Below are 22,503 nucleotides of genomic sequence, written 5' to 3'. Positions count from 1 at the left end.
CAGGCCAGAATGCTCACGGAGGTGAGTTGTGATTTGTGCGAATCCACACTGTGCTGCTCAGGCTATCTACTTCAGGAGCGGTAGCCTGCACTGGATCAACGAGGCGAAGCAGCAGGCTGGCGGCGGCTCAGAGCGGCAGCGTCCTATCTGGCTTTGTGCCGCGTGCACTGAGCTTTACGTAGTGCAGACATGGCGTCCGGCTGGCGAGCAGTTGCGTCTTAAATCCGTTGCGCCTGTGGAGCTGCCACGGCCGTTGAGGCGCTGGCAGGAGGCTGCCCCTGTCCGGTCGACGCTGCTCGACCTGGTAGCCAGTTAATGGAAGATAGCATCAAATGCGAGTCGCGGGTTTGAAATCTTTGGCGGACGGGAACATACTCATGTAGACCATGTTTCCCGCTTCCTCTCAACCCGCTGAAAAATGTTCGGAATGCGGTCACCGCAAGACGCGGACCTTCTGCAATCTCGGACCTCTTGCGCTTGCGTCATTTGATGACATTGGCGCTCATGTAATGTATCCGGGCCGGTCGGTCTTGTTCGAGGAGGGTCATCGATCGAACGGGGTTTTCGTGGTTTGTGCAGGTCATCTCAAGCTCAGCGCCTCGTCCCGCGAGGGCCGCACCATGATCCTCAAGATAGCCGGCCCGGGGGATGTGCTTGGCCTCGGTGCGACGCTCAGTGACGGCCCCTACGAGGTGACGGCGGAGACGCTAGAGCCCTGCACGATCAAAGCCGTTCGCCGGAATGAGTTTGTAAAGTTTCTCGAAGGGTTTGGTGAGGTCAGCCAGCACGCAGCGCAGTCACTGGCACGCGAATATAGCGACGCTTTCCAGAATGCGCGTCGTCTCGCGTTATCCGGATCGTCTACCGGTCGCCTGGCGCAGTTGCTGCTGGACTGGGCACGCACCGCGGCATGCGGCAAGCCTGAGCTTAGGTTCACCATGGCTCTGACACATGACGAACTCGCGAGTATGGCCGGAACTTCGCGCGAAACCGTTACCCGTCTGCTCAACCAGTTTGAGCGCGAGGGTTTGATCGAACGCCGAGGCGCCACACTGGTAATTCTCAAGCCCAGCCAGCTTGAGGCTCACGTCCGCTAAATTGCTCCTATCGTACCTCGCCTTGTCAGTGATGCAGATCACATGAGATTGTGGTCGCCATCACGGTGCTCGGCCTCCTTCGGCGCTTAAGATCATGGTCAAAAGCCAGTTCTATGGAGAGCCGCAATGACCGCAAAGAAAACTACTTCCGCACCTGTTGAAATTGACCGGGGCGCAGGACGCGCGAAGAACCGGAAGCCCTTTTCCACCATCATGCTCGTCGCGGATCTCTCAGTGGAGGACTCCTCCGCCCTGCGTTATGCGCAGCAGCTTGCACGGCTGCAGCAGGCGAAGCTGCTCCTCGTGCACTCCATTGATCCCATGCTCTATGCCTTCCCGCACGGCGCGCCCTCCGGCGTTCTCCATGATGAGGAGGCTATTAAAGAGTTGGCAAAGGCCGAGAGCGATGCCGCCGAGCACAGGGATACCCATCATTCCATCGTGGAGCGCGACCGCGTATGCCAGGACATTCTGGACGAGGCAAACCGCTCCGGCGCCTCCATGCTTATTCTTGCGACCCACGGACGCACCGCCGCCGGCAGAGCAGCACTCGGGGCGGTCGCGCGGCGTCTGCTGGTGCATGCGCCGTGCCCAGTTCTCACGCTCGCTCCGCTCGCAGGGTTGGGCAAGGCCAAAGCCGATCGCTGGAACAATGTCCTGATCGCCACAGACTTCTCAGCGCAAGGGCTGGCCGCGCTGCATTGCGCACATCACGTCGCCCTGGAACAGTTAACCGTACTCCACAGCGCCCAGTGCGGCAACGAGGAGAATTGTGCTCATTGCCTGGAGCGCTTGCGTCTGCTTGCCCCGCTCAATGAGTCCCACACGCTGCCTGTTGACCACGTTGTCGCCTCCGGTGAAGCCGCGGCCGTCATTGCTGCGCACGCGGCGAAGCTCCATCCTGATCTTCTGGTGCTGGGTGCGCCTGCCAAGGAGATGGAAGGCGATAGTCTTGAGGGGAGCACTGTCTTTCAAGTAATCTTCAACTCACATTGTCCCGTTCTGCTCGTCCCCGCAGCGCGCAGACAAAGCGGTGGCACGCTGATCAAAGAGGTCACGTACGCATGAGGATAGAGGCGACAGTCCAGGCTCGGACCCTGGTGATTCAGGGTGCTATCGCTCTCGGGTTAGGGTTGACCTTTTTCTATCTCGGTGCGGTAATGACAAATCCGCTCTTTGAGGCTATCGCTATCATGATGGCCGTTCTGCTCTCCGCCTCTGCGCTTGCTCTCATCGCGCTCACGGACTGGGCGCTCGCCTATCAATGCGAGCCCAAGGACCCGATACGCGGGGTCTTTTACATGGTCGCAGGCGTTTTGCTGGCGTCCGCCGCCGGGCTGCTTTTCTTCTATGCCGAATGGACCATGCGGATTCTCCTCATCTCAGCAGCCGCGCACGCGGTCGTTGCCGGCTGCTGGGCCATCTTTTTTATTCGCCGTCATCTGCCCACCAGTGGCGCGCGCGTGATCGCTTACAGCTTCGGCGCGATCTCGCTGATCTTTTCGGGGTTGCTGCTCTGGGCGATGAAGTTTAGCCATCGAGGCGCTATCATCGCGCTCGGCCTTTACACTGCCTTTGAAGGCATCAAGCTTCTCCTGCTGGGCTGGCAAACGGCGCGCATGAATGCGGTAGGGCACCGCACGGGGACCATCCGCCCCAGCCACGCCTGAGTCTCCTTCCAGACCGTTGTACGAAGAAACACTCAAGGCGTGGCTGGTTCGGGAAGATGGGGCGTTCTAATTACCGCTCACGCCATGACCCAGCGCCTTCGCAATGGCCTGTTCGGCCAGCGGCGCCATGATTGCGTATCCCTTGGCTGTCGGATGCACCCCATCAAAGGACAGGCCCGGACGCATCGCGCCCTTCTCATCTGACATCGCCGTGTAGTAGTCCAGATAAACGCATCCGTTGCTGGAGCAGAAGTCGCGGAGCCATTGATTCATCGATCGGATTTCCGCGACCGGACTCACCCCCGGCTTCCATGGATAGGCGTACGCAGGTGTAATGGATGCGAGCACCAGCTTGATGCCGCTTTGCTTCGCAATGGCAGCCATCGCGGTAAAGTTGTCCTCGATCATCTGGGGTGTTGATGGACCCGTGTTTCCGGCAATGTCATTCGTCCCCGCCAGAATCACCACAGCTGCCGGGTGGAGATGCACGACATCCTGCTCAAACCGCACCAGCATCTGCGGTGTGGTCTGCCCGCTGATGCCACGATTCACATAGGGCTTGCCCGGGAAAAAGGAGCCTGTTTCTGGTCGCCGTCCCCACCCATCCGTGATGGAGTCGCCGAAGAACACCACCCGTTCTTCTCCGGCTGCCGGCGGCGGCAGAGCTGCGTCATCGGCGCGATAGCGGTTCAGGTCTGGCCAGTCCAGCAGCTGCGCCTGCATCTTTTCTACCTGGCTGGCAGTCGGGGGCGCAGCAGATGCAGGCGATGTGTTGGCTGGTAGCTGGCCTGCGTAGGAAGCCGCTGTCTGTGCTACAAGCAGTGCGGCGCAAATCATCACCGGGCGAATCATTCTCTCTTGTCTCCTCAAATTCGAACTGCTTCTTCAACAAGCGAAGTTTACACGCTTCCCTAAAGAAGCTTTCCACGAAAGAGGTAGACCAGCTCGATGGCGAGGATGATAACGACTGTTACTTCAAGGAAGAAGGCACGGCTCTGGTTAAACTGGTCCACCATGAACCGATAGAGCTCTTCAGCCGTCTGAACCTTCTTCGTCACAAGATCCTTGTAGTCCGGGACGCCCACCTTGGAAGCGGCAAGCTTGTAAAAGCGGGCGGAGAACATGTCACTGAGAAACTTGATGGCATTATCCGCGTGCTCCGTCAGCTCCTGAACATCGAGGAGTACTGTATGCAGCCGGGTCGCCGATCTAGCCATCCTCCATCGCGCGAGAACGCCGGTGTCCTTGTCGAGCAACTTGTAGACATTCTCCAGCTCCCGTGTGAGCAGATTGTCATAGTGTCGGAACTCGAGCAATTGCGAGTTCGCATACTCCAGCAACTGGATGGCAGTTTCCGCATCCGATGCATTGTCATAGATAAACGCGGCGTTCCATCCAATAACCGCCAGGTCAGTTTCATAGTAGGAGATGCGCGACCGCAGCACTTCATTGATCTCGCTCTCAGCCAGTCTCCCCATGTCGCCGCGAACTACTTTTGCAATGGATGGTCCATGGTGCTGGATCAACTCGGAAATCGAGTCTGCATGCGGAGCGTGTTGAATCTGGAAAATCAGGTAGTCCTCGCTCAGCCAGCTGCTGTAGGGCTTCACCAGCGCTGAACCCACCCGCTCAAGTCTTCTACGGACAAGCTCCGTTGCCTGCGCAGCAAAATCAATGTCCCACACCCAGCGGCTGGCCAGCTGCAGCAGATCCTGCCACTCGCCGGCAAACGGCAGTTGAAAGACCACGCTGAGCACACCATAGTCGTAGTATTTGATCTCGCCTGCCAGGCGCTCGCCGCTTTCGAGCACAAGCGTCTCCAGAGGCTCCACGACCGGCGGCCGCTGGTAGCGTATGTAGCCAGGTGCAGGATGATGAGATTTAAGCGAGGCCACCTGGTGTTCGCGAATCAGCTCGCGCAGCTGATCCAGGCGAATCGATTCGCACACGTCGAATTGGAGCAGCACAAGCACCGCACCCTGCAGCGGGCCTTCAACCTGTGGTGGGCGGATGTTGCTCATAGTGCGGACTCAGGGGATGACATTACCACTGCCTCTTCGTGTGGCAATGATACGATGCTCCCCTTTCCGCGAAGATGAAATTCTTCTTTACACGGCTTCCCTGCTTTCACCAGACGCCAATCTCGCATTGCCGGCGTGAAGCTCAGCTGTGTACCAGTCTCTTCGGGTGAGAGGCAGGCCACTGTCTCCGCGATGAGGGCGGCTGAGCAAGGTTTGATAGACGGCAATATCACCTCGATGAAACGCGGCTGCACATCCTGCCATATAAAGGAGCCATATGCGATAGGTAACATTCGGTACGAGCTGGAGGATCTGCGTGGCGTTTTGCTGCAGGTGATCCACCCAGGCACGCAGCGTCAGCTCATAGTGTTCGCGCAGATTCTCAACATCGCGAACTTCAAAACCTGCCTGCTCGGCTATGCGTACTGCTTCAGAGATCGTAGCCAGTTCACCATCCGGGAAGACGTATTTATCCATGAAGGCTGAATCATGAGCATGCCTGATCCAGGGAAGACGGTCGAGCGTCGGCTCAATATATTTATTGAAGAACGACCCGTCGTTGCTCTGCCTCAACGTTGTGCGCGCAATCCCGTGGTTGAGAAAAACCCCTCCGGGTGTGAGGATGCGGTACGCCGTCTGAAAATACCGCGGCAGATTCTGTAGACCCACATGTTCAAACATCCCCACGCTGGCAAGCTTGTTGAACGGAGCAAAGCGGGCCGGAACATCTCGATAGTCCAGCAGATCCACTTTGCAGCTTTGCGTGAGATGTTCACTGTCGATACGTGCCTTCGCAACAGCTGCCTGTTCGCGGCTGATGGTGATGCCCTGCGCATAAACGTTATGCCGGGAAGCCGCATGAAGGATAAGGCTCCCCCATCCGCAGCCGATATCAAGGAAATGATCGTCAGGATGAAGGCGCAGTTTTCTACAGATAAGATCGAGTTTATGCTCCTGCGCTGCGTCCAGATCATCTTCAGGGCACTGAAAGTAAGCGCAGGAATAGACGAGCGATTCACCGAGCCATGGCCGGTAAAAAGTGGCAGGTTGATCGTAGTGATGAGCAATCGCGGCGCGGTCTCTCTTGGCTGAGTGCCGAATCCCGCTGTTCCACGACTGAGCCATGTTGAGTAAGGCGCGGGACGCCGTCTCGAGCAGCTTCTGTCGTTGCCCCTCGGGCCGCCGAAAGAGGTAATCGGCCATCACGAAGACCGAAAAGATATCCCCCGTCACGTCGATATCGCCCTGGAGAAATGCCTCTCCCAGGGTGATTTCGCTGGGCCGTACGATCAGTGCCTTGAATGTTTTGTAGTTATTGATGACGAGGTTGCAGCGCGGCCTTTCGTGCGAATGTGAACACCAGTGCCAGCCATCCCAGAGTCTGATTTCAAATGAGGGCCCCTCGTAGCCCTCAAATAAAAGATCCAACACCTTCGAAGGTTCACAATAGGAGGATGTAGGCATCGCTTTCTGTCTCCCGGTATGAGATCACATCTGCGACTTGCACTCGCTACGCCGTTATCAGGCTGCTCCAGCGGGAGCGACGTGCGAAGATGGCTTCCTGCTCGCCGCTGGGTGCCGTGAGATAGCAGCGATCATATAAGAAGTATGTTCTGCCGTGTCTCGCAATGCAACGTCTGCCTGCGAGACAATGCCTACGCATATCCCCTGCTTGTCGACTACGGGCATGCGCCTTACCTGACGCATGGCCATCTTCGCTTCGCAGGACTCAATCAGGTCCTCGGCCTGGCATGTTTCTACCGATCGGGTCATCACTTCCGACACCTTCACTTTACCGCTCGCTTCCCCCTCAGCAGCAATCCTGAGGCATATGTCGCGATCCGTGATAATGCCGAGCAGCTTCTTTTCGTCACAGTCATTCACCACCGGAATCGCTCCAACATCGTGCGCCTTCATGAGTAGCGCAGCTTCCTGGACCGTATCGGTTGGTTTGCAGCAGTAGGGGAGAGTAGTCATTACATCTTTAACGTTCATGGAGTCTCCTTTCATTTCCGAGCTTCCGTCATTGACGCTACAGCGTTGTCGCACCTCCGCACTGTGATTTGAATCACACCCGGCGTAGAAGCAGCCAATGGGCAGTGCTGCATTTGGCGCGGGATGGGTCTGGCTCTCTCTCAAACCTTTCCGCAGGACCCTGAGATTGTGGGAACTGTTCGCCCTCTGCCTACGTATGCAGCATTCAGGACTAGCTGTTGCCAAGGGCAGCGTGAGTCGCAATGCCCACAAAGGCAAGGACATATGACATTGTTGATCGGTCAATTTAAGCAGGTTTTGCGCAGGCTCGGCCGTGCGCCTCTCTTTACAACCATCACCCTGCTCACGCTCGCAATCGGTGTAGGTGCGAACACCGTTATCTTCAGTGTTGTAGAGGGTGTGCTGCTGAAGCCGCTTCCCTACCCTCATCCGGAGCAGTTGATAGGCGTATGGCATACTGCTCCAGGCATTGGGCTCAAGGAACTGAATATGTCGCCGTCGATTTACTTTATCGACCGCGAACAGAACACCACACTTCAGGACATAGGCGTCTACAGCGGCGACTCCCTGAATGTAACGGGTGCCGGTCAGCCGGAGCACGTGCGTGGCCTGGACGTCACCGATGGGACCTTGCCGATTCTGGGCGTGGCTCCTGCGCTCGGACGCCTGTTCACTCGCAACGACGATTCGCCGGGATCTCCTGAAACGGTGCTGCTCTCCTATGCGTACTGGCAAAAGAAATTCGGCGGCGCATCTTCCGTCCTCGGCCGCTCCATTACCGTGGACGGAAAGCCGCGGCAGATCATCGGGGTTCTCCCCCGAGGCTTTCATTTCCTTGACCAGCAGGACGCGGCGCTCATCCTGCCATTCCGCTGGGACCGCAGCAAGATCAAGCTGGGCAACTTTAGCCAGCGCGCAATCGCACGGTTGAAGCCAGGAGTGACGATGGCGCAGGCCAGTGCAGACATGGCGCGCCTGCTTCCTGTCGTGCTCCGGAGCTTCCCGGCTCCTGAAGGATTCAGCGCCGACCTCCTTGAGAAGGCTCGAATTTCGCCGAGTCTCCGGCCGCTGAAGCAGGATGTTGTGGGAGACGTAGGGAAAGTCCTGTGGGTGCTGATGGCGTCCATCGGCCTGGTTTTGCTGGTTGCCTGCGCCAACGTCGCCAACCTTGTCCTGGTTCGGGTGGAAGGTCGCCGTCAGGAACTTGCGATCCGCTCCGCACTGGGTGCCGGCTGGCGGCGGATCGCCGAAGAGTTGCTGTTTGAGAGCATCGTTCTTGGGGTTGGCGGCAGCGTGCTCGGGCTGGCGTTTGCCTATGGTGGTCTGCGGCTTCTGGTGGCTCTTGCTCCTACGGGTCTACCGCGTATTCATGAGATCGGCATTGATCTGCCTGTGCTGCTCTTTACTCTTGCGCTGGCGCTCTTCACCAGCCTGCTCATCGGCTCCATCCCTGTCGTCAAGTATGCGGGCGCCGCATTGAACAGCGGGCTGCGGGAGGGAGGACGGGGAGCGAGCCAGGGCCGCGAGCGGCATCGCGCCCGCAAGGCGCTCGTCATCGTACAGGTTGCACTCGCGCTGGTTCTGCTCATCTGCTCAGGCCTCATGATTCGCACCTTCCGCGCGCTGATGCATGTCTCGCCCGGCTTCACCGCGCCGGAGTCTATCCAGACATTCCGCTTCTACATTCCCGAAACACAGATACCCGATAGCAAACGTGACCAGCTCATACAGATGAATCAAACCATCATGGACAAGCTGGCAGCGATCCCCGGCGTCTCCGCTGTCAGCTTCTCAAACTCTGTTCCGATGGATGACTATGACTCCAATGACGTGCTTTATGCTCAGGATCATGTGCTGGCCGAAGGGGAGCTGCCGCCAATTCGCCGCTTTCAGTTTATTTCGCCGGGAACGTTCGCCACGCTGGGCACAAAGCTGCTGGCAGGCCGCGATCTCACCTGGACCGACATCTACCAGAAGCGGAATGTAGCAATCATTTCGGAAAACTTTGCGCGCGAATACTGGCAGAGTCCGAACCGCGCAATCGGTAAGAGAATCCGCGTGGGCGGCACCGACGAATGGCGTGAGATTGTCGGCGTTGCGCAGGATGTTCACCAGAATGGTGTGGATCAGCCAGCCCCATCCATCGTTTATTGGCCGCTCATGCAGAACAACTTCGAAGGTCAGAAGGAGATGGTCCGGCGCGGGGTGGCCTTTATCATCCGCAGTCCGCGCGCCGGTTCCCTGTCCTTCATCAATGAAATCCAGCGGCAGGTCTGGTCGGTCAACCCTGATGTTCCTCTGGCCGATATCACCACCCTTGGAGAGCTATACACGAAGTCGATGGCACGGACTTCCTTCACTCTCGTCATGCTCTGCGTCGCAGGCGGCATGGCCCTGTTGCTGGGAATGATCGGGATTTACGGAGTCATCGCCTACTCCGTTTCGCAGCGGACACGCGAGATCGGCATCCGAATGGCGCTGGGTGCGCAAAGGAGGGCGCTGATTGCTATGTTTGTGCGTCAGGGGCTGCTGCTGACCGGCATCGGGATAGGATGCGGCCTGGTAGTGTCCTTCGTTACGATGCGGCTCATGTCCGCGCTGCTCTTCCATGTCAGCCCGGTCGATCCCATCACCTATGCCACCATCACCGCGGGTGTCGTGGCCATTGCCTCTTTCGCCTGCTATCTCCCGTCACGTCAGGCGGCGACGGTCGATCCAATGGATGCTCTGCGGGCAGAGTAGCGACGGGTAGTCCTTCTTTATGCAAAGACTCTCATCCTCATGGCAGTGAACCGGGTAGAATTCACTTGTCAATTGAGGTCGCAGAGATGAAGGCATACCGCATCGCAACCATCCCCGGCGATGGCATAGGCAAGGAAGTGATCCCCGCCGCACGGAGAGTGCTTCAGGAGATGGCGCTCTCCGACGGCTCCTTCAATGTGGAGTTTGAAAACTTCGACTGGGGAGGGGATTACTTTCGCGAACACGGCGCGATGATGCCTGCCGATGGGCTCGATGCCTTGCGCGGCAAGGACGCCATTCTTTTCGGCTCCGCGGGTGATCCGCACATTCCCGACCACGTGACGCTGTGGGGCCTGCGACTTAAAATCTGCCAGGGGCTGGACCAATATGCCAATGTGCGCCCCACGCGAATTCTGCCCGGTATCGACGGACCCCTGAAGCGATGCGCTCCAGAGGATTTGAACTGGGTGATTGTGCGGGAGAATACCGAGGGTGAGTACTCGGGCGTTGGCGGCCGCATGCACCAGGGCCACCCGATTGAGGTTGCCACTGACCTCTCGCTGATGACCCGCGCCGGAGTGGAGCGCATCCATCGCTATGCCTTTCGGCTGGCTCAGTCGCGTCCTCGCAAGCTGCTGACGGTAATTACCAAGAGCAACGCGCAGCGTCACGCCATGGTGATGTGGGATGAGATTGCGGCTGAGGTTGCGAAAGAATTTCCCGACGTGAGCTGGGATAAGGAACTGGTCGATGCCGCTACTGCGCGAATGGTGAATCGTCCGGCATCGCTGGATACGATCGTTGCTACCAATCTCCATGCAGACATCCTGAGCGATCTTGCCGCGGCGCTGGCAGGCAGCCTTGGCATTGCGCCCACCGGCAACATCAATCCTGAACGCCTCTATCCATCGATGTTCGAGCCGATCCACGGCTCAGCCTTCGACATCATGGGCCAGGGCATTGCCAACCCGGTCGGCTCCTTCTGGTCTGTAGTCCTGCTGCTCGAGCACCTTGGCGAAAAGAGCGCGGCCGATCGCCTGATGAAGGCCATCGAGCATGTCACCGCAAATCCGGCGCTCCACACGCGCGATCTGGGTGGCACGGCCACAACCGCTGAAGTGACGGAGGCAGTCTGCGCACAGGTCTCTTCCCTTGCCCGGAAACCTCTGACCATAGCCTGATGATCCCCGAAACGAATGCCTGACGATCTGGAAGCCCGCGTTCTACGCAAGATCAGCTGGCGCATTCTTCCCTTCGTCATGCTGTTGTATTTCGTCAGCTTCCTTGACCGCGTCAATGTCGGCTTTGCCGCATTCACAATGAACAAGGCGATCGGTCTCACGCCAGGCATGTACGGCTTGGGCGGAGGGCTTTTCTTCGTTGGCTACTTTCTGTTTGAGGTTCCCTCCAATCTCATTCTTTGCCGTGTAGGCGCACGACTCTGGATTGCCCGGGTCATGGTCACCTGGGGCATCGTCTCCGCCTGTTCCGCATTTGTGACCGGACCGCACAGCTTCTATGCCCTGCGCTTTCTGCTGGGCGTTGCGGAGGCTGGCTTCTTCCCCGGAATCATCCTCTACCTGAGCCTCTGGTTTCCGGTGCGCTTCAGGGCTGTCACCGCTGCCGTGTTCATGGCTGCCGCGCCGCTGTCGACAGCCATCGGTTCGCCCATTTCAGGCGCGCTGATGGAGTTGCCGCGGTTTGCCGGTCTCAGCAACTGGCAGTGGCTCTACCTGATGGAGGCGATTCCGGCCATCCTGCTCGGCTTCGTAGTTTTGCGAGTGCTGACCGACACGCCGGCGCAGGCCGAGTGGCTGCAGCCGGAGGAACGGGCATGGCTTGTGGCGACGCTGCAAGGCGAACGGCGCGACTCAAAGCCGCACGAGACGAGCATCGCTGCCGCATGGCGCACCATGCTGGACCCACGTGTGCTGGTGCTGTCCATGATCTATCTGGGCACCTCTGCGGGCCTCTATACGCTGGGGCTCTGGGCGCCGCTGATTCTGCGCCAGTTTGGCTTTTCCCCTCTTGCAACAGGCTGGGTCAATGCAGTGCCGAGCGTTGTAGCCGTCGTTGCAATGACCTTTTGGGCTCGCCATTCCGACCGGACGCTTGAGCGCACATGGCATGTCGTGATCCCTTGCGTAGCTGCATGCGCCGGATTCATCTGGGCCGGGAGCGCCCACTCCGCGCTGGGTGTGATCCTCGCTCTGGTGGTCGTGAACATAGGAGTCAGCGCCGCCAAAGCTCCCCTGTGGGCCATGTCGACCACGTTTCTCTCCGGCGCCGGCGCTGCCGCCGGTATCGCCATCATCAACTCCATCGGCAACCTGGGCGGATTCCTCGGCCCATACATGATCGGCTGGCTCAAGGGTAAATGGGGCAGCTATACCGGCGGCTTGTACGTGGTGGCTGCTACGCTCGCCGTATCTGCCTTGTTGACCCTGCTCATCAGCCGACACGCCGGCGGCCCCATGAAATCAGAAGCCGCTCCATAGCAGCAACCCGGTTTCATGGCTGGCAGAAAGGCCGTTTGCGGAACGCCTCAGGCTCGTCCCGCAAACTCTCCAGTCTCGGTTGATACCTTGACCTTTTCACCCTCTTTGATAAAGAGCGGCACGCGAACTTCCAGGCCGGTCTGCAGCTTCGCCACTTTTGTAACGCTGCCGCTCGATGAGTCGCCGCGCACGCCCGGCTCCGTTTCCGCAACCTCCAGTTCGACGAAGTTGGGCAGTTGCAAGCCGATGGGATTGCCGTTGTACTTGTGCAACTGGATCAGGACGCCCTCAATCAAAAAGTCCAGCGCGCTCCCAATCATCCCGTCAGAGAGAGTGAGCGTCTCGTAGCTTTCCTGATCCAGAAAGTGATGACCATCTTTGTCGCTATAAAGATAAGTTGCGGGGACCAGTTGGAGGTCAGGCTCCTTGAACTTTTCATTCGCTTTGAATGTCTTATCGAAGACCGCATTCGTAAGAAGGTTGCGCATCTTCAGCCGCACGAGAGTCTGGCCACCGCGGGCAGTCGGTGAGTTTACCTCTGCTTCCATGCAGTAGAACGGAATATTTTCAAACTCAAATACAACCTTGCGCTTGACGTTGATAGCTTCAATTAAGACGGCCATGAAATCCTCAAAGAATAATCTCGAACCACATCAGAATACGATTCCGATTCTAAATTCAGACGATACGATCAGCCGCAGCCGCAGTCATTCTCCTTCGCAGCCTTCCCTTTCAGCAGCAGGACTCTGCTGTTGCAGGGCCGATGCTTCTCTGGCTTCCATCCACCCGCGCAGGATTACAACAGCCGCGACCTGATCGATCACATACTTGCGATCGCGCCGATCATGACCGGCTTCATCCAGAATCTCATGCGCCGCGACTGAGCTAAGCCGCTCGTCCCACATATGCAGCGGCAGCCCGGCGCGCTCGCGCAACTCTTCGGCAAACTGCTGCACCTTCGCCCCCCAGGGGCTCACTTCTCCGGACATATGCAGCGGATTCCCCACTACAATTTCTACAACTTCATATCTGCGGATCAGTCTGAGCAGACTGCGTAGATCTTCGCTGCGGTTCTTGCGCCAAAGTGTCAAGAGTGGCTGCGCCGTATAGCCCAGTGGATCCGAGAGCGCCACACCGACGCGCGCCTTCCCTACATCCAGTGCCATCACCCGCCCTATCGCCATATTTCTAGTCTAGCGCTCCTGCTCCTGCGCGTTGGCGGCAGCGTTACAATACGTTTGGTTCATAACTCCAGACGGAACCGCTGTTGAAAGTGGGACAGATTCGTGCACAAAACTCAGGACTGGCCGAAGCAGTCTCCGCGCCTTCGCCGTGCTCTCCTCATCCTCATTGCATTCTTTGCTGCCATCCTTTTTGGAAGCCGCACCGTTTTGTCCTATTACGTCGATGCCCTCTGGTTTCAATCTCTCGGCTATCTGGATGTCTTCCGTAGATCGCTCGGCATTGAATGGCTGGTGCTGGCGGTCTTTTCTGTCACTACCTTTCTCATCCTCTACGGATGGTTTCTGGCGTTGAGGCGCATTCATCAGGCAGATTTGCCGCGTGACCACGCAATCATGATCGGAGGACAGCAGGTAACTCTCCCGGTGCAGAGTGTCCTGCGCTTTCTCGGCATCGTTGTTTCGCTCGCCGTTGCGGCAATGGCGGGAACCGTCATGATGGCGGAGTGGCCGACACTCGCGCTTTATTTATACAGCCCGGACGCGGGCCGTGGCGTCGTAGATCCTGTATTCAACAAGCCGCTCAACTTCTATCTATTCACGCTTCCTGCCTGGCAGCTCCTCATAGGATGGCTGCTGATCCTGGCTCTGATCGCCGGTGGCATCGCGATCCTGTTTCTCTTCCTCTCCGGCAGCAACAGGACGATTGCGATCACTCCGGGCAATCAACGGCGCTTCCCCATCCCGCTGCGTGGACTCTCCATTGCATTGGCGTTTTTCCTGGCCGTGCTCGCTGCTCGCGTCTACATCAGTCGCTTTGAGCAGTTGTTCAACGATCACACCATCTTTGGCGGCATCACCTACACGGATGCGCACGTCACCCTCGTCGGGATGCTGGTGATAGCTCTGGCGCTCATGGCTGGTGCAGCGATTGCTGTCTACAATGCCGTATCGTTCCCGCGGTTGCGATTGATGTTGCTGGCGCTCGCTCCGGCCGTTGTCTGCTACTTTGTCTTCCAACTGCTCGGCTGGTATGTCGGCACCTTTATCGTGAAGCCGAACCAGTTGATGCGTGAACGTCCTTACATTGCGTGGAATATCGAGCTGACGCGAAAGGCCTGGGGGCTGGATCGCATCGCGCAGCGTGAATTCCCCGCCGAGACAACGGTTGAAGCTGCCGACCCTGCGAACAACCAGGCTACTCTCCAGAACATCCGCCTGTGGGACTGGAAAGCGCTTCAGGACACGCTGCGTCAGGTGCAGGAGATTCGTACTTACTATGACTTTCCCGACATCGACATCGACCGCTACAAACTAGATGGCACGATGCGCGAGGTGATGCTTGCAGCGCGCGAGTTGAACGTAGACAAGCTCCCTGACAGCAGCCGCAACTGGATCAACGACAAGCTGATCTACACCCACGGCTACGGCATCACCATGAATCCCGTGAACGGGTTCACTCCAGAAGGCCTGCCGAATTTAATTCTGAAGAACATGCCCGTCCAGAGCACCGTGCCCGGCATTACGGTAAAGCGTCCGCAGATCTACTTCGGCGAACTCACCAACACAGACGTCTACGTCAAGACGCGCCAGCAGGAGTTTGATTATCCTCAGGGCCAGGCCAACAACCTGACATCGTACGAGGGCAGCGGCGGCATTCCTTTGGGAGGACCTCTGCGCCGCATCCTTATCGCGGCTGATCGCGGCGATCTCACCAAGGTTCCGTTCAGCGACGACATCACCGCTCAGAGCCGGCTGCTGATGCGCCGCAATGTACGCGACCGCGTCGAGGCCATTGCGCCATTCCTCACCTATGACTTCGATCCCTACGTTGTAGTCGGCGACAATGGCCGCCTCTACTGGATGATGGATGCCTTCACCACTTCAGACACTTATCCGTACTCCACTCACTATCCGCTTAACGACGCGCCCATCAACTACATGCGCAACAGTGTCAAGGTAGTCATCGACGCTTATGACGGGACTACATCGTTCTATGTCTTTGACCCGCAGGACCCCATCATTGCTGCCTATCGCCGGATCTTCCCATCGCTCTTCAAGGATGCAGCGACGATGCCGACGGACCTTCGCAGGCATGTGCGTTATCCCGAGTTGCTGCTCAAGCAGCAGGCGGCCGTATACGGCCTCTACCATATGACCGATCCTGACGTGTTCTACAACCGCGAGGATCTGTGGACCATAGCTTCCGAGGTTGGCATGGGCGAGTCCGGCGAGCAGCAGACCCAGACGCTGGAGCCGAATTTCGTACTGATGAAGCTTCCCGGCGAAACCGCAGCCGAGTTCGTCGAGATTCTCCCCTTCACCCCGGCGAACCGCAACAATATGATCGGCTGGATTGCCGGGCGCAGCGACGGCGCGAACTACGGCACATCAATCGTCTACGACTTTCCAAAAACGAAACTCGTTGACGGTCCTATGCAGATTGAGGCGCGCATTGATCAGAACGCGCAGCTCTCCGGCCAGCTCACGCTCTGGAATCAACAGGGTTCTCACGTTCGCCGCGGAACGCTGCTCGTGATCCCCTGCGGCCATGCCCTGTTATACGCGGAGCCTATCTATCTGCAGGCAGAGCGAAGCCCTATGCCGGAGTTGCGCCTGGTCGTACTCGCGCTTCAGGATCGCCTGGCATACGGGCCCACTTTTGAATCGGCCATGAGTGCCCTCTTTAGCGGAACGGCTTCCTCGCTCAACGCAGCCCCCGCTTCCGCCGAGCAGATGCCGACCGCACTCACTGCGAAACCAGGCTCCCCCGTGGGCTCAAGTCGCGCCGCGCTCATTGCCGGAGCCGCGCAGGATCTGGCCGACTACCAGCGCCTGACCGCGGAAGGCAAACTGGGCGACGCGGGACAAAAGCTGGAACAACTCAAGCGCAAACTGGACGAACTGAACGCGCATCGCGATTAGCTCTTGGCTACGCAATGTCGCGGGCAGTATCTATTCGAAGACAGGTGTCAGCAGTCGCACCAGTTGCTCGGGCTCGGCCAGGAAGGCGTCGTGGCCGTGCAGGGACGCCATCTCGCGATAGTCGCAACGCACGCCAGCAGCTCCTATGATGGCCGCCAGCGAACGAATATCCTCTGGCGGAAAGAGCCAGTCGGTTGAGATGCCAACCAGCGTAAGGTGCGCCTGGATTCGCTCATATGCGGCATAGGGCGAGGTATGCGCGCGCACCGGGTCAAAGATATCCATCGTCCGCGTAATCGAAATATAGGAGTTGGGGTCGAAGCGGGCATTGAATTTCTCGCCCTGATAGTCAAGAAATCCCGCAACATCGAACCGCCCATTCTGCCCGGCTGCAGTTGAGATCCACGGGTTCTCCCCGTTGCGGTTCGGCTTGCGGTTGAATCGCTGCTCGAACAGCTCCACTGACTTATAGCTGATGACTCCCAGCGCGCGGGCCAGCGCTAGACCGCCGCGAGGCGCATCCTCCGGAGCGTAATGGCCGCCCTTCCACTTTGGGTCGAGTTGGATGGCCTGCCGCTGCAGGTGGTTCAAGCCCAGCCCCATGGCGCCAAGCGGAGCGACCCCGATGCTGATTGCGCGGGCAACGCACTCGGGAAAGAGGATCGCCCATTCCAGCACCTGCATCCCGCCAATCGAGGCGCCTATAGCCAGCTTCAGCTTCCGGATGCCCAGAGAATCGATCAGCTTGGCCTGCGCGCGGACAATATCGCGGACATTGATCAGCGGAAAGGTAGGGCCATACTTGTTGCCGGTCTGCGGGTCGATCGATCCCGGCCCCGTTGACCCGTAACATGAGCCAAAAATGTTGATCCCGATCACGCAGTCGCGCTTCAGATCAAGCAGCCCTCCCGGCGCAAAAAGCTGCGGCCACCACTCCGCCACCAGCGCCGACCCTGAGAGTGCATGGCACACCAGTACCGCATTATCGCGCGCCTCGTTCAATTGTCCGTACATCGCATAGTGCTGCGTGGGACGGCACAGCACCTCGCCGCTTTCGAGAGAGACAACCTCATCGAGCTGGAAGTCTCCCTCGAAAGTGGGCTTGGGAATAGAAGGGTGAGTGCCTGGCGTCATTGTGCGGCGACAGCGTCCTTCTGGAGTGAGCTGCCGTTGGCAAGCTCGATCGCCTGGTCCAGATCCGCAAGAATGTCGCGGATATCTTCAATGCCCACCGAGAGCCGCACGAGGTCAGGGGTGACGCCAGTGGCGCGCTGTTCCTCTTCTGTCAGCTGCTGGTGAGTTGTCGATGAAGGATGGATGACCAGGGACTTTGCATCGCCAATATTGGCCAGCAGTGAGAAAAGCTTGAGCGAGTTGAGCAGCTTCTTGCCTGCGTCAAAACCGCCCTTGATACCAAAGGTGACGAGTGCGCTCTGGCCATTGGGCAGATACTTCTTCGCGCGCTCGTAATAGGCGCTTGAGGGTAGCCCCGGATAATTTACCCAGGCAACGCCGGGGTGCTTTGCAAGATGCTGTGCCACGGCCAGTGCATTCTGCGAGTGGCGCTCCATCCGGAGGTGCAGCGTTTCGGTTCCTTGCAGCAGCAGAAAGGCATTGAAGGGCGAGAGCGCAGCACCTGTGTCGCGCAAACCTTGCACGCGTGCTTTCAGAATAAAGGCCAGCGGTCCAAACGCCTCTACATAGGAGAGGCCGTGGTATGAAGGATCCGGCTCCACAAAATCGCGGAAGCGCCCCGAGGCCTTCCAGTCAAACTTGCCCGCATCGACAATCACTCCGCCGATGGAGGTGCCATGGCCGCCGATAAACTTGGTTGCCGACTCCAACACAATATCGGCGCCCCACTCGATCGGGCGCACCAGGGCAGGCGACGCAACCGTGTTGTCGATGACCAGCGGAATCCCATTCTCGTGAGCAATCGCTGCCAGCTTTTCTATGTCCGCAATGTCGAGCTTGGGATTGCCAAGTGTCTCCGTGTAGAGCGCTCGCGTTTTGGAGTTGATGGCAGCGCGAATCCCATCGAAGTCGTCCGCGTCCACGAAGCGCACCGTGATGCCCAGCCTCGGCAGCGTGTAGTGAAAGAGGTTATATGTGCCGCCGTAGAGCGATGTTGTGGAGACGATCTCATCGCCAGCGCCCGCCAGCGTCAGGATGGTCAGCGTCTCTGCCGCCTGCCCTGAAGCCGTTGCCAGGGCAGCTGCTCCGCCTTCGAGCGCAGCCACGCGCTGCTCAAAGGCGTCGGTAGTGGGGTTCATGATGCGCGTGTAGATGTTGCCGAACTCCTGCAGCGCAAAGAGCCGCGCCGCGTGATCGGCATCATTGAAGACGTAGGAGGTTGTCTGGTAAATCGGGACCGCGCGCGACCCGGTGGCCGGATCGACCTTTTGCCCGGCGTGTACGGCGAGCGTGGCAAACTGCTGCTTTTTCAATTCCTCTGGCATAATGCTTTCTCCTTAAAAGTACCAAACCGTGCGAGCCCCGAAATTGCGCTCCTAAAAGAAAACGGCCCGTTGTCTGTGTGAGACCGCGGGCCGCATATAACCTGAGTAGTCGTGCTCAGCCGCTGCTCCCACTTGGGTCCGCGATACTACACATTCCCCGATAGCAGGAACATGACCGCATTCTCAATGCATGGCGAGTGAACGACATTGTCGCTATCATCGGCGGCTGCGCGCATCATGTCAAGCAGCATGCGTTCAGCCGCAGGCTGTCTTTGGTTGCGCAAGTTCCCTACTCTTTCCGAAATACCGGCGGCGGTTGAAGCTCCGTTGCCGAGGGCTCCTGCGGCTGCAGTTCAAACTTCAGCTCTGTGGTTCCAGGGCTCAGCATGGCGACGGGCAGCCACATGTGGTCGTAGGGCTTTCCATTCAGTGAGACGTGCCGCACATACGGCCCCGTTCCTGCACCCTCTATGATCAGCGTGCGCCCGTTCGCCAGCTGCAGTGTCGCCTTCTGGAACATTGGCGTCCCCAGCAGCATCCCGCCCACGCCCGGAATTCCCGGATACATTCCCAGCGCATTCCAGACATACACGCCTGAGGTTGCACCCAGGTCGTCATTGCCTGGAACTCCATCCGGCTTGGTGCTGAAGGTCTGCTCTTCGATGCGCTCGATGACTTTATCCGTCTTCCACGGCTTATTGGTGAATTCATACGCATAAGGCGTCACAAAATCCGGCTCGTTCGCCATGTTGAAGCATGGTTTGCCCCAGCACACCAGCGTGCTGAAGAATTGATCCAGCCGATGCACCACCGCCTCGTCTCCACCCATCTTCTGGAACAATCGCGGATAATCAAACGGGATCATGAAGGAATATTGATAGGTATTTCCCTCTTCGAACCCAAACTGGTCCGTCGATACGGGCGCATCCGGGCGCTTCGGCAGCGACCGCTCCGCATCGAAACCCTTCAGCCAGCTTCCATCGGTATTTCGTGGACGTATCCATCGCGTCTCCGGGTCGAAGAGGTTTTCCCAGTTGCCTGCCTGCTTCATAAACTTCGCGGAGTCGGCGGGGTCGCCCGTAGCCTTCGCCAGTTCGGCAATGGAGAAGTCGTCACTCGCATACTCAAGGGTCCGTGACGCGTCAATGGAATCCTTGTCCGCCGGCACATATCCCAGCTTGAGTTCGTCAGCGAGAAACGGTCTCTCTTCCTTGCCATGCGGGCCTACGCCTGGCTGGGTTGCTGCCTTCATCATGTACTTCAATCCCGTCTGCACATCAAATTGCCGCGCTCCAAAGGCGTAGGCCGACGCCAGCAGAACCGCGGGCGAATCTCCGCCCATTACATAGGTCACGTCATTGGCAGCCGGCCAGCGCGGCAGCCACCCTGACTGCTCCGCATCGTTGACCAGCGACTGAGCCATGTCACTCACCCGGTCTGGCTCCAGCAGCGCCTGCAGTTGAATCACATTGCGATAGGTATCCCAGTCGGAAAAATTGGCATACTGCGCCCGGCCAGCCTTCAGCGATCTCACCTTCCAGTCGAAGCCCGTGTACTGGCCATCCTCATCGCTGAAGATCGTGGGCGTCAGCAGCATGTGATAAAGCCCGGTGTAGAAGATTGTCCTCTGGTCTGCGGTGCCGCCCTCTACCGCCACACGATCAAGCAGCTTCGACCATCTCGCTCTGGCGTCCGCATGCACCTTTTCAAACTCCCATCCGGGAATCTCCGCATCGAGATTTGCTTTTGCCTTGGCCGCGCTCACGTACGAGAGGCCGACCTTCATCACCACATCGCGTTGTTTGCCGAAGTCAAGCCACGCTCCAGCTCGTCGTCCTGTCTCCTCCCGCGCGTCCTTCTCGAGGGTCTTGTCCTTCCACATCGCCGTCTTCGCAAATGGCTGCTCGAATTGCGTCGAGAAATAGAGGGTGTATCGCGTAGGCGAGCCGCAGAAGCCACCTGATCTCGCCTCTCCGGCAACCGCATCGTTGCCCTCGATCTTCATCGAGTAGCCGTCATGTTCCCTGCCCACCGGAGGCAGGATCGCCATGTGCACATCCGAACTCGCGCTTCCTCCTGCATTCAGCAGCAACCGTGCAGGCATTCCGGCGGGGAAATGAAAGCGCGCGATCCCGGCCCGCTCCGTGACCGTAATCTCCACCGTGATTCCGTTCGCGAGCTTCACCGCGTAGTATCCCGGGTGAGCCTTTTCCTGGCTGTGATCAAAGGCCTGCGTGTATCCGAGGGGGTTCTTTTCAGGGCTCTCGGTGAGCTCACCGGTCCACGGCAGCACGGGCAGATCACCATAGATCGGGCATCCAACGCCGCTCAGGTGCGTCATGCTGAAACCACGAATCTGCTTCTGGTCGTAGTCATACCAGCCGCCATCTCCGCGCGTTTCAGGGCTCCACTGGATCATTCCGAACGGCAGCGATGCTCCTGGAAATGTATTGCCGCCGCCTGCCGACCCGATAATCGGATTTACACTCTGGTAGGCCGTTCCACTCGTTGCACTTGCTGCCTGTGACTGCCCGAGAGCAGTTGGCAGCAACCCCGCCACTGCCGTAGCCAAAAGAAGACCCATCCCTCGCTGCAACTTCATCGTTCACTCCATAAAAAATACAAATCAATATCCGGCGATCACTCTAGCAGAGAAATCGTAGATTACGCTTCCTCCATGCTTCCAGTGAGTGACGAGATAGACTGATGCTTCACCCATGCAGATCGTCCAGACCGTCACCGGCACCTATCACCATTTCGATCTTGCACACGAACTTCATCGTCACGGTCATCTCAAGCGCGTTTACTCGACCTACCCCTGGCAGCGGCTCAAGCGTGAAGGACTGCCGCGCGATCTGGTCTCAACCTTTCCCTGGCTGCACGCACCGATTCTGCTTGCAGCACAGCGCGGCCTGCTCTCTGGCCGCTTCGCCGCCAATCTTGACTACGCGAATCTGGAACTCTTCGACCGCTGGGTAGCTGCGCGCCTACCGGAGTGCGATGCGGTCCTCGCACTCTCCGGCTCCGGGCTGCATACGGGCAAAGCGGTGCAGGCCCGCGGTGGCCGCTATCTCTGCGACCGCGGCTCGTCGCACATTCGTTATCAGGATCAGATACTCACCGAGGAGTATCGCCGCTACGGAGTCGATCGCCCTGCCTGTGATCCGCGATTCATGCGCCGCGAAGAGGCGGAGTACGCACAGGCCGATGCGATCACGATTCCCTCTGAGTTCTGCCGCAGGACATTTCTCGAGATGGGCGTGCCGGCGGCCAAGCTCTACAAGGCTTCTTACGGCGTTCGCCTCGACCGCTTCTGGCCCGAGGGGCAACCGCCGCAGGATGAATTTCGCATCCTCTTTGCAGGACAAGTCTCCTTTCGCAAGGGCATTCCCTACCTGCTGGAAGCCTTCCGGCTCTTCCCTCATCCGCGCAAACGGCTGGTGATCGCAGGTGCAGTGCTGGGCGAGATCAAGCCGTGGCTCGCCGCGCAGGACTTGAGCAATGTCACGTTCACCGGGCCTCTGCCGCAGGCTGATCTACGCAGGCAAATGAGCACCAGTCACGTGATGGTGCTGCCCTCGATTGAAGAGGGTCTGGCGCTGGTGCAGGGGCAGGCGCTCGCCTGCGGCTGTCCGCTCATCAGTTCGCTGCATACCGGCGGGGATGATCTTTTCACGCACGGGGTGGAGGGTTTTCTGGTGCCGATCCGCTCGGCGCAGGCCATTGCAGAGCGGTTGCAGCAATTGGCAGACGATCCGGATTTGCGCGCGCAAATGAGCGCAGAAGGCCTCAAACGCGTGCAGAAAATGGGTGGTGTAAGCGATTACGGCGACCGAATTCTCGAAATTGCGAGAACTATTATCAAGGGATAACGATTATCGGACGATAATCGTTATCCCTGATTCGAGCTTTTGC

18 protein-coding genes are annotated in these 22,503 nt (G+C 58.5%); 9 read left to right on the top strand and 9 right to left on the bottom strand.

Going from position 1 to position 22,503, the window contains the following annotated elements; genetic code table 11:
* Nucleotides 1-28 precede the first annotated feature (28 nt).
* From C7378_RS05770 to C7378_RS05755, 4 genes are all read left to right on the top strand, one after another.
* Nucleotides 29-316 carry a hypothetical protein gene (locus C7378_RS05770; protein ID WP_131993264.1) on the top strand — a complete coding sequence of 96 codons (288 nt, stop codon included), beginning with the start codon at nucleotides 29-31 and terminating at the stop codon, nucleotides 314-316.
* 193 nt (nucleotides 317-509) lie between these two features.
* Nucleotides 510-1,097, top strand: a complete 588-nt coding sequence (locus C7378_RS05765; protein WP_279388577.1) for a Crp/Fnr family transcriptional regulator — start codon at nucleotides 510-512, stop codon at nucleotides 1,095-1,097.
* Between the two features lie 126 nt (nucleotides 1,098-1,223).
* The gene (locus C7378_RS05760; RefSeq protein ID WP_131993258.1) at nucleotides 1,224-2,165 is read left to right on the top strand and encodes a universal stress protein; all 942 of its coding nucleotides are present in this window, start codon (nucleotides 1,224-1,226) and stop codon (nucleotides 2,163-2,165) included.
* Nucleotides 2,162-2,767 carry a hypothetical protein gene (locus C7378_RS05755; RefSeq protein ID WP_131993255.1) on the top strand — a complete coding sequence of 202 codons (606 nt, stop codon included), beginning with the start codon at nucleotides 2,162-2,164 and terminating at the stop codon, nucleotides 2,765-2,767. The genes C7378_RS05760 and C7378_RS05755 overlap by 4 nt, the downstream gene beginning before the upstream one ends.
* Before the next feature lie 66 nt (nucleotides 2,768-2,833).
* Here C7378_RS05755 and C7378_RS05750 read toward each other — a convergent pair whose 3' ends face one another.
* From C7378_RS05750 to C7378_RS17645, 4 genes are all read right to left on the bottom strand, one after another.
* The gene (locus C7378_RS05750) at nucleotides 2,834-3,619 is read right to left on the bottom strand and encodes an SGNH/GDSL hydrolase family protein (RefSeq protein WP_165876681.1); all 786 of its coding nucleotides are present in this window, start codon (nucleotides 3,617-3,619) and stop codon (nucleotides 2,834-2,836) included.
* Nucleotides 3,620-3,678: 59 nt separating this feature from the next.
* The gene (locus C7378_RS05745; protein WP_131993252.1) at nucleotides 3,679-4,788 is read right to left on the bottom strand and encodes a hypothetical protein; all 1,110 of its coding nucleotides are present in this window, start codon (nucleotides 4,786-4,788) and stop codon (nucleotides 3,679-3,681) included.
* Nucleotides 4,789-4,875: 87 nt separating this feature from the next.
* Complete coding sequence (locus C7378_RS05740; RefSeq protein ID WP_131993249.1) at nucleotides 4,876-6,252, bottom strand: class I SAM-dependent methyltransferase; 1,377 nt, start codon at nucleotides 6,250-6,252, stop codon at nucleotides 4,876-4,878.
* 57 nt (nucleotides 6,253-6,309) lie between these two features.
* Nucleotides 6,310-6,783 carry a CBS domain-containing protein gene (locus tag C7378_RS17645; RefSeq protein ID WP_165876680.1) on the bottom strand — a complete coding sequence of 158 codons (474 nt, stop codon included), beginning with the start codon at nucleotides 6,781-6,783 and terminating at the stop codon, nucleotides 6,310-6,312.
* A 264-nt stretch (nucleotides 6,784-7,047) separates the two neighbouring features.
* On the opposite strand from C7378_RS17645, the gene C7378_RS05730 reads away from it, so the two are divergent.
* From C7378_RS05730 to C7378_RS05720, 3 genes are all read left to right on the top strand, one after another.
* The gene (locus C7378_RS05730; protein WP_131993243.1) at nucleotides 7,048-9,525 is read left to right on the top strand and encodes an ABC transporter permease; all 2,478 of its coding nucleotides are present in this window, start codon (nucleotides 7,048-7,050) and stop codon (nucleotides 9,523-9,525) included.
* 86 nt (nucleotides 9,526-9,611) lie between these two features.
* Complete coding sequence (locus C7378_RS05725) at nucleotides 9,612-10,706, top strand: tartrate dehydrogenase (RefSeq protein ID WP_131993240.1); 1,095 nt, start codon at nucleotides 9,612-9,614, stop codon at nucleotides 10,704-10,706.
* 15 nt (nucleotides 10,707-10,721) lie between these two features.
* Nucleotides 10,722-12,023, top strand: a complete 1,302-nt coding sequence (locus C7378_RS05720; protein WP_131993237.1) for an MFS transporter — start codon at nucleotides 10,722-10,724, stop codon at nucleotides 12,021-12,023.
* Between the two features lie 47 nt (nucleotides 12,024-12,070).
* Here C7378_RS05720 and C7378_RS05715 read toward each other — a convergent pair whose 3' ends face one another.
* Entirely contained in the window at nucleotides 12,071-12,646 is a 576-nt protein-coding gene (locus tag C7378_RS05715; protein ID WP_131993234.1) for an elongation factor P, read from the bottom strand.
* 84 nt (nucleotides 12,647-12,730) lie between these two features.
* Nucleotides 12,731-13,207 carry a Holliday junction resolvase RuvX gene (gene ruvX / locus C7378_RS05710; RefSeq protein WP_131993231.1) on the bottom strand — a complete coding sequence of 159 codons (477 nt, stop codon included), beginning with the start codon at nucleotides 13,205-13,207 and terminating at the stop codon, nucleotides 12,731-12,733.
* Nucleotides 13,208-13,309: 102 nt separating this feature from the next.
* On the opposite strand from ruvX, the gene C7378_RS05705 reads away from it, so the two are divergent.
* Nucleotides 13,310-16,129 (top strand): UPF0182 family membrane protein, encoded by a 2,820-nt coding sequence (locus C7378_RS05705; protein WP_131993228.1) that lies wholly within the window; start codon nucleotides 13,310-13,312, stop codon nucleotides 16,127-16,129.
* A gap of 30 nt (nucleotides 16,130-16,159) precedes the next feature.
* Here the strand turns inward: C7378_RS05705 and metX are convergent, their stop codons facing one another.
* From metX to C7378_RS05690, 3 genes are all read right to left on the bottom strand, one after another.
* On the bottom strand, nucleotides 16,160-17,263 hold the full coding sequence (gene metX / locus C7378_RS05700) for a homoserine O-acetyltransferase MetX (protein WP_131993225.1): 1,104 nt from the start codon (nucleotides 17,261-17,263) through the stop codon (nucleotides 16,160-16,162).
* Nucleotides 17,260-18,588 carry a homocysteine synthase gene (locus tag C7378_RS05695; protein WP_131993222.1) on the bottom strand — a complete coding sequence of 443 codons (1,329 nt, stop codon included), beginning with the start codon at nucleotides 18,586-18,588 and terminating at the stop codon, nucleotides 17,260-17,262. Before C7378_RS05695 ends, metX begins: the two co-directional genes overlap by 4 nt.
* Before the next feature lie 289 nt (nucleotides 18,589-18,877).
* Nucleotides 18,878-21,190, bottom strand: coding sequence for a GH92 family glycosyl hydrolase (locus C7378_RS05690; RefSeq protein WP_131993219.1), 2,313 nt, complete (start codon nucleotides 21,188-21,190; stop codon nucleotides 18,878-18,880).
* Nucleotides 21,191-21,305: 115 nt separating this feature from the next.
* Here C7378_RS05690 and C7378_RS05685 point away from each other — a divergent pair, with 115 nt between their 5' ends.
* Nucleotides 21,306-22,460, top strand: a complete 1,155-nt coding sequence (locus C7378_RS05685) for a glycosyltransferase family 4 protein (RefSeq protein WP_131993216.1) — start codon at nucleotides 21,306-21,308, stop codon at nucleotides 22,458-22,460.
* The last annotated feature ends 43 nt before the right edge of the window (nucleotides 22,461-22,503 follow it).

The organism is Acidipila rosea (assembly GCF_004339725.1).
In the GTDB taxonomy this organism is placed as follows: Bacteria; Acidobacteriota; Terriglobia; order Terriglobales; family Acidobacteriaceae; genus Acidipila; species Acidipila rosea.
This window is presented reverse-complemented; position numbering and strand designations above follow the sequence as displayed.

Coding starts and splice junctions, on each gene's coding strand:
- C7378_RS05765 (WP_279388577.1), top strand. CDS start 510: ATGTATCCGGGCCGGTCGGTCTTGTTCGAGGAGGGTCATCGATCGAAC.
- C7378_RS05760 (WP_131993258.1), top strand. CDS start 1,224: ATGACCGCAAAGAAAACTACTTCCGCACCTGTTGAAATTGACCGGGGC.
- C7378_RS05755 (WP_131993255.1), top strand. CDS start 2,162: ATGAGGATAGAGGCGACAGTCCAGGCTCGGACCCTGGTGATTCAGGGT.
- C7378_RS05750 (WP_165876681.1), bottom strand. CDS start 3,619: ATGATTCGCCCGGTGATGATTTGCGCCGCACTGCTTGTAGCACAGACA.
- C7378_RS05745 (WP_131993252.1), bottom strand. CDS start 4,788: ATGAGCAACATCCGCCCACCACAGGTTGAAGGCCCGCTGCAGGGTGCG.
- C7378_RS05740 (WP_131993249.1), bottom strand. CDS start 6,252: ATGCCTACATCCTCCTATTGTGAACCTTCGAAGGTGTTGGATCTTTTA.
- C7378_RS17645 (WP_165876680.1), bottom strand. CDS start 6,783: ATGAACGTTAAAGATGTAATGACTACTCTCCCCTACTGCTGCAAACCA.
- C7378_RS05730 (WP_131993243.1), top strand. CDS start 7,048: ATGACATTGTTGATCGGTCAATTTAAGCAGGTTTTGCGCAGGCTCGGC.
- C7378_RS05725 (WP_131993240.1), top strand. CDS start 9,612: ATGAAGGCATACCGCATCGCAACCATCCCCGGCGATGGCATAGGCAAG.
- C7378_RS05720 (WP_131993237.1), top strand. CDS start 10,722: ATGCCTGACGATCTGGAAGCCCGCGTTCTACGCAAGATCAGCTGGCGC.
- C7378_RS05715 (WP_131993234.1), bottom strand. CDS start 12,646: ATGGCCGTCTTAATTGAAGCTATCAACGTCAAGCGCAAGGTTGTATTT.
- ruvX (WP_131993231.1), bottom strand. CDS start 13,207: ATGGCGATAGGGCGGGTGATGGCACTGGATGTAGGGAAGGCGCGCGTC.
- metX (WP_131993225.1), bottom strand. CDS start 17,263: ATGACGCCAGGCACTCACCCTTCTATTCCCAAGCCCACTTTCGAGGGA.
- C7378_RS05695 (WP_131993222.1), bottom strand. CDS start 18,588: ATGCCAGAGGAATTGAAAAAGCAGCAGTTTGCCACGCTCGCCGTACAC.
- C7378_RS05690 (WP_131993219.1), bottom strand. CDS start 21,190: ATGAAGTTGCAGCGAGGGATGGGTCTTCTTTTGGCTACGGCAGTGGCG.
- C7378_RS05685 (WP_131993216.1), top strand. CDS start 21,306: ATGCAGATCGTCCAGACCGTCACCGGCACCTATCACCATTTCGATCTT.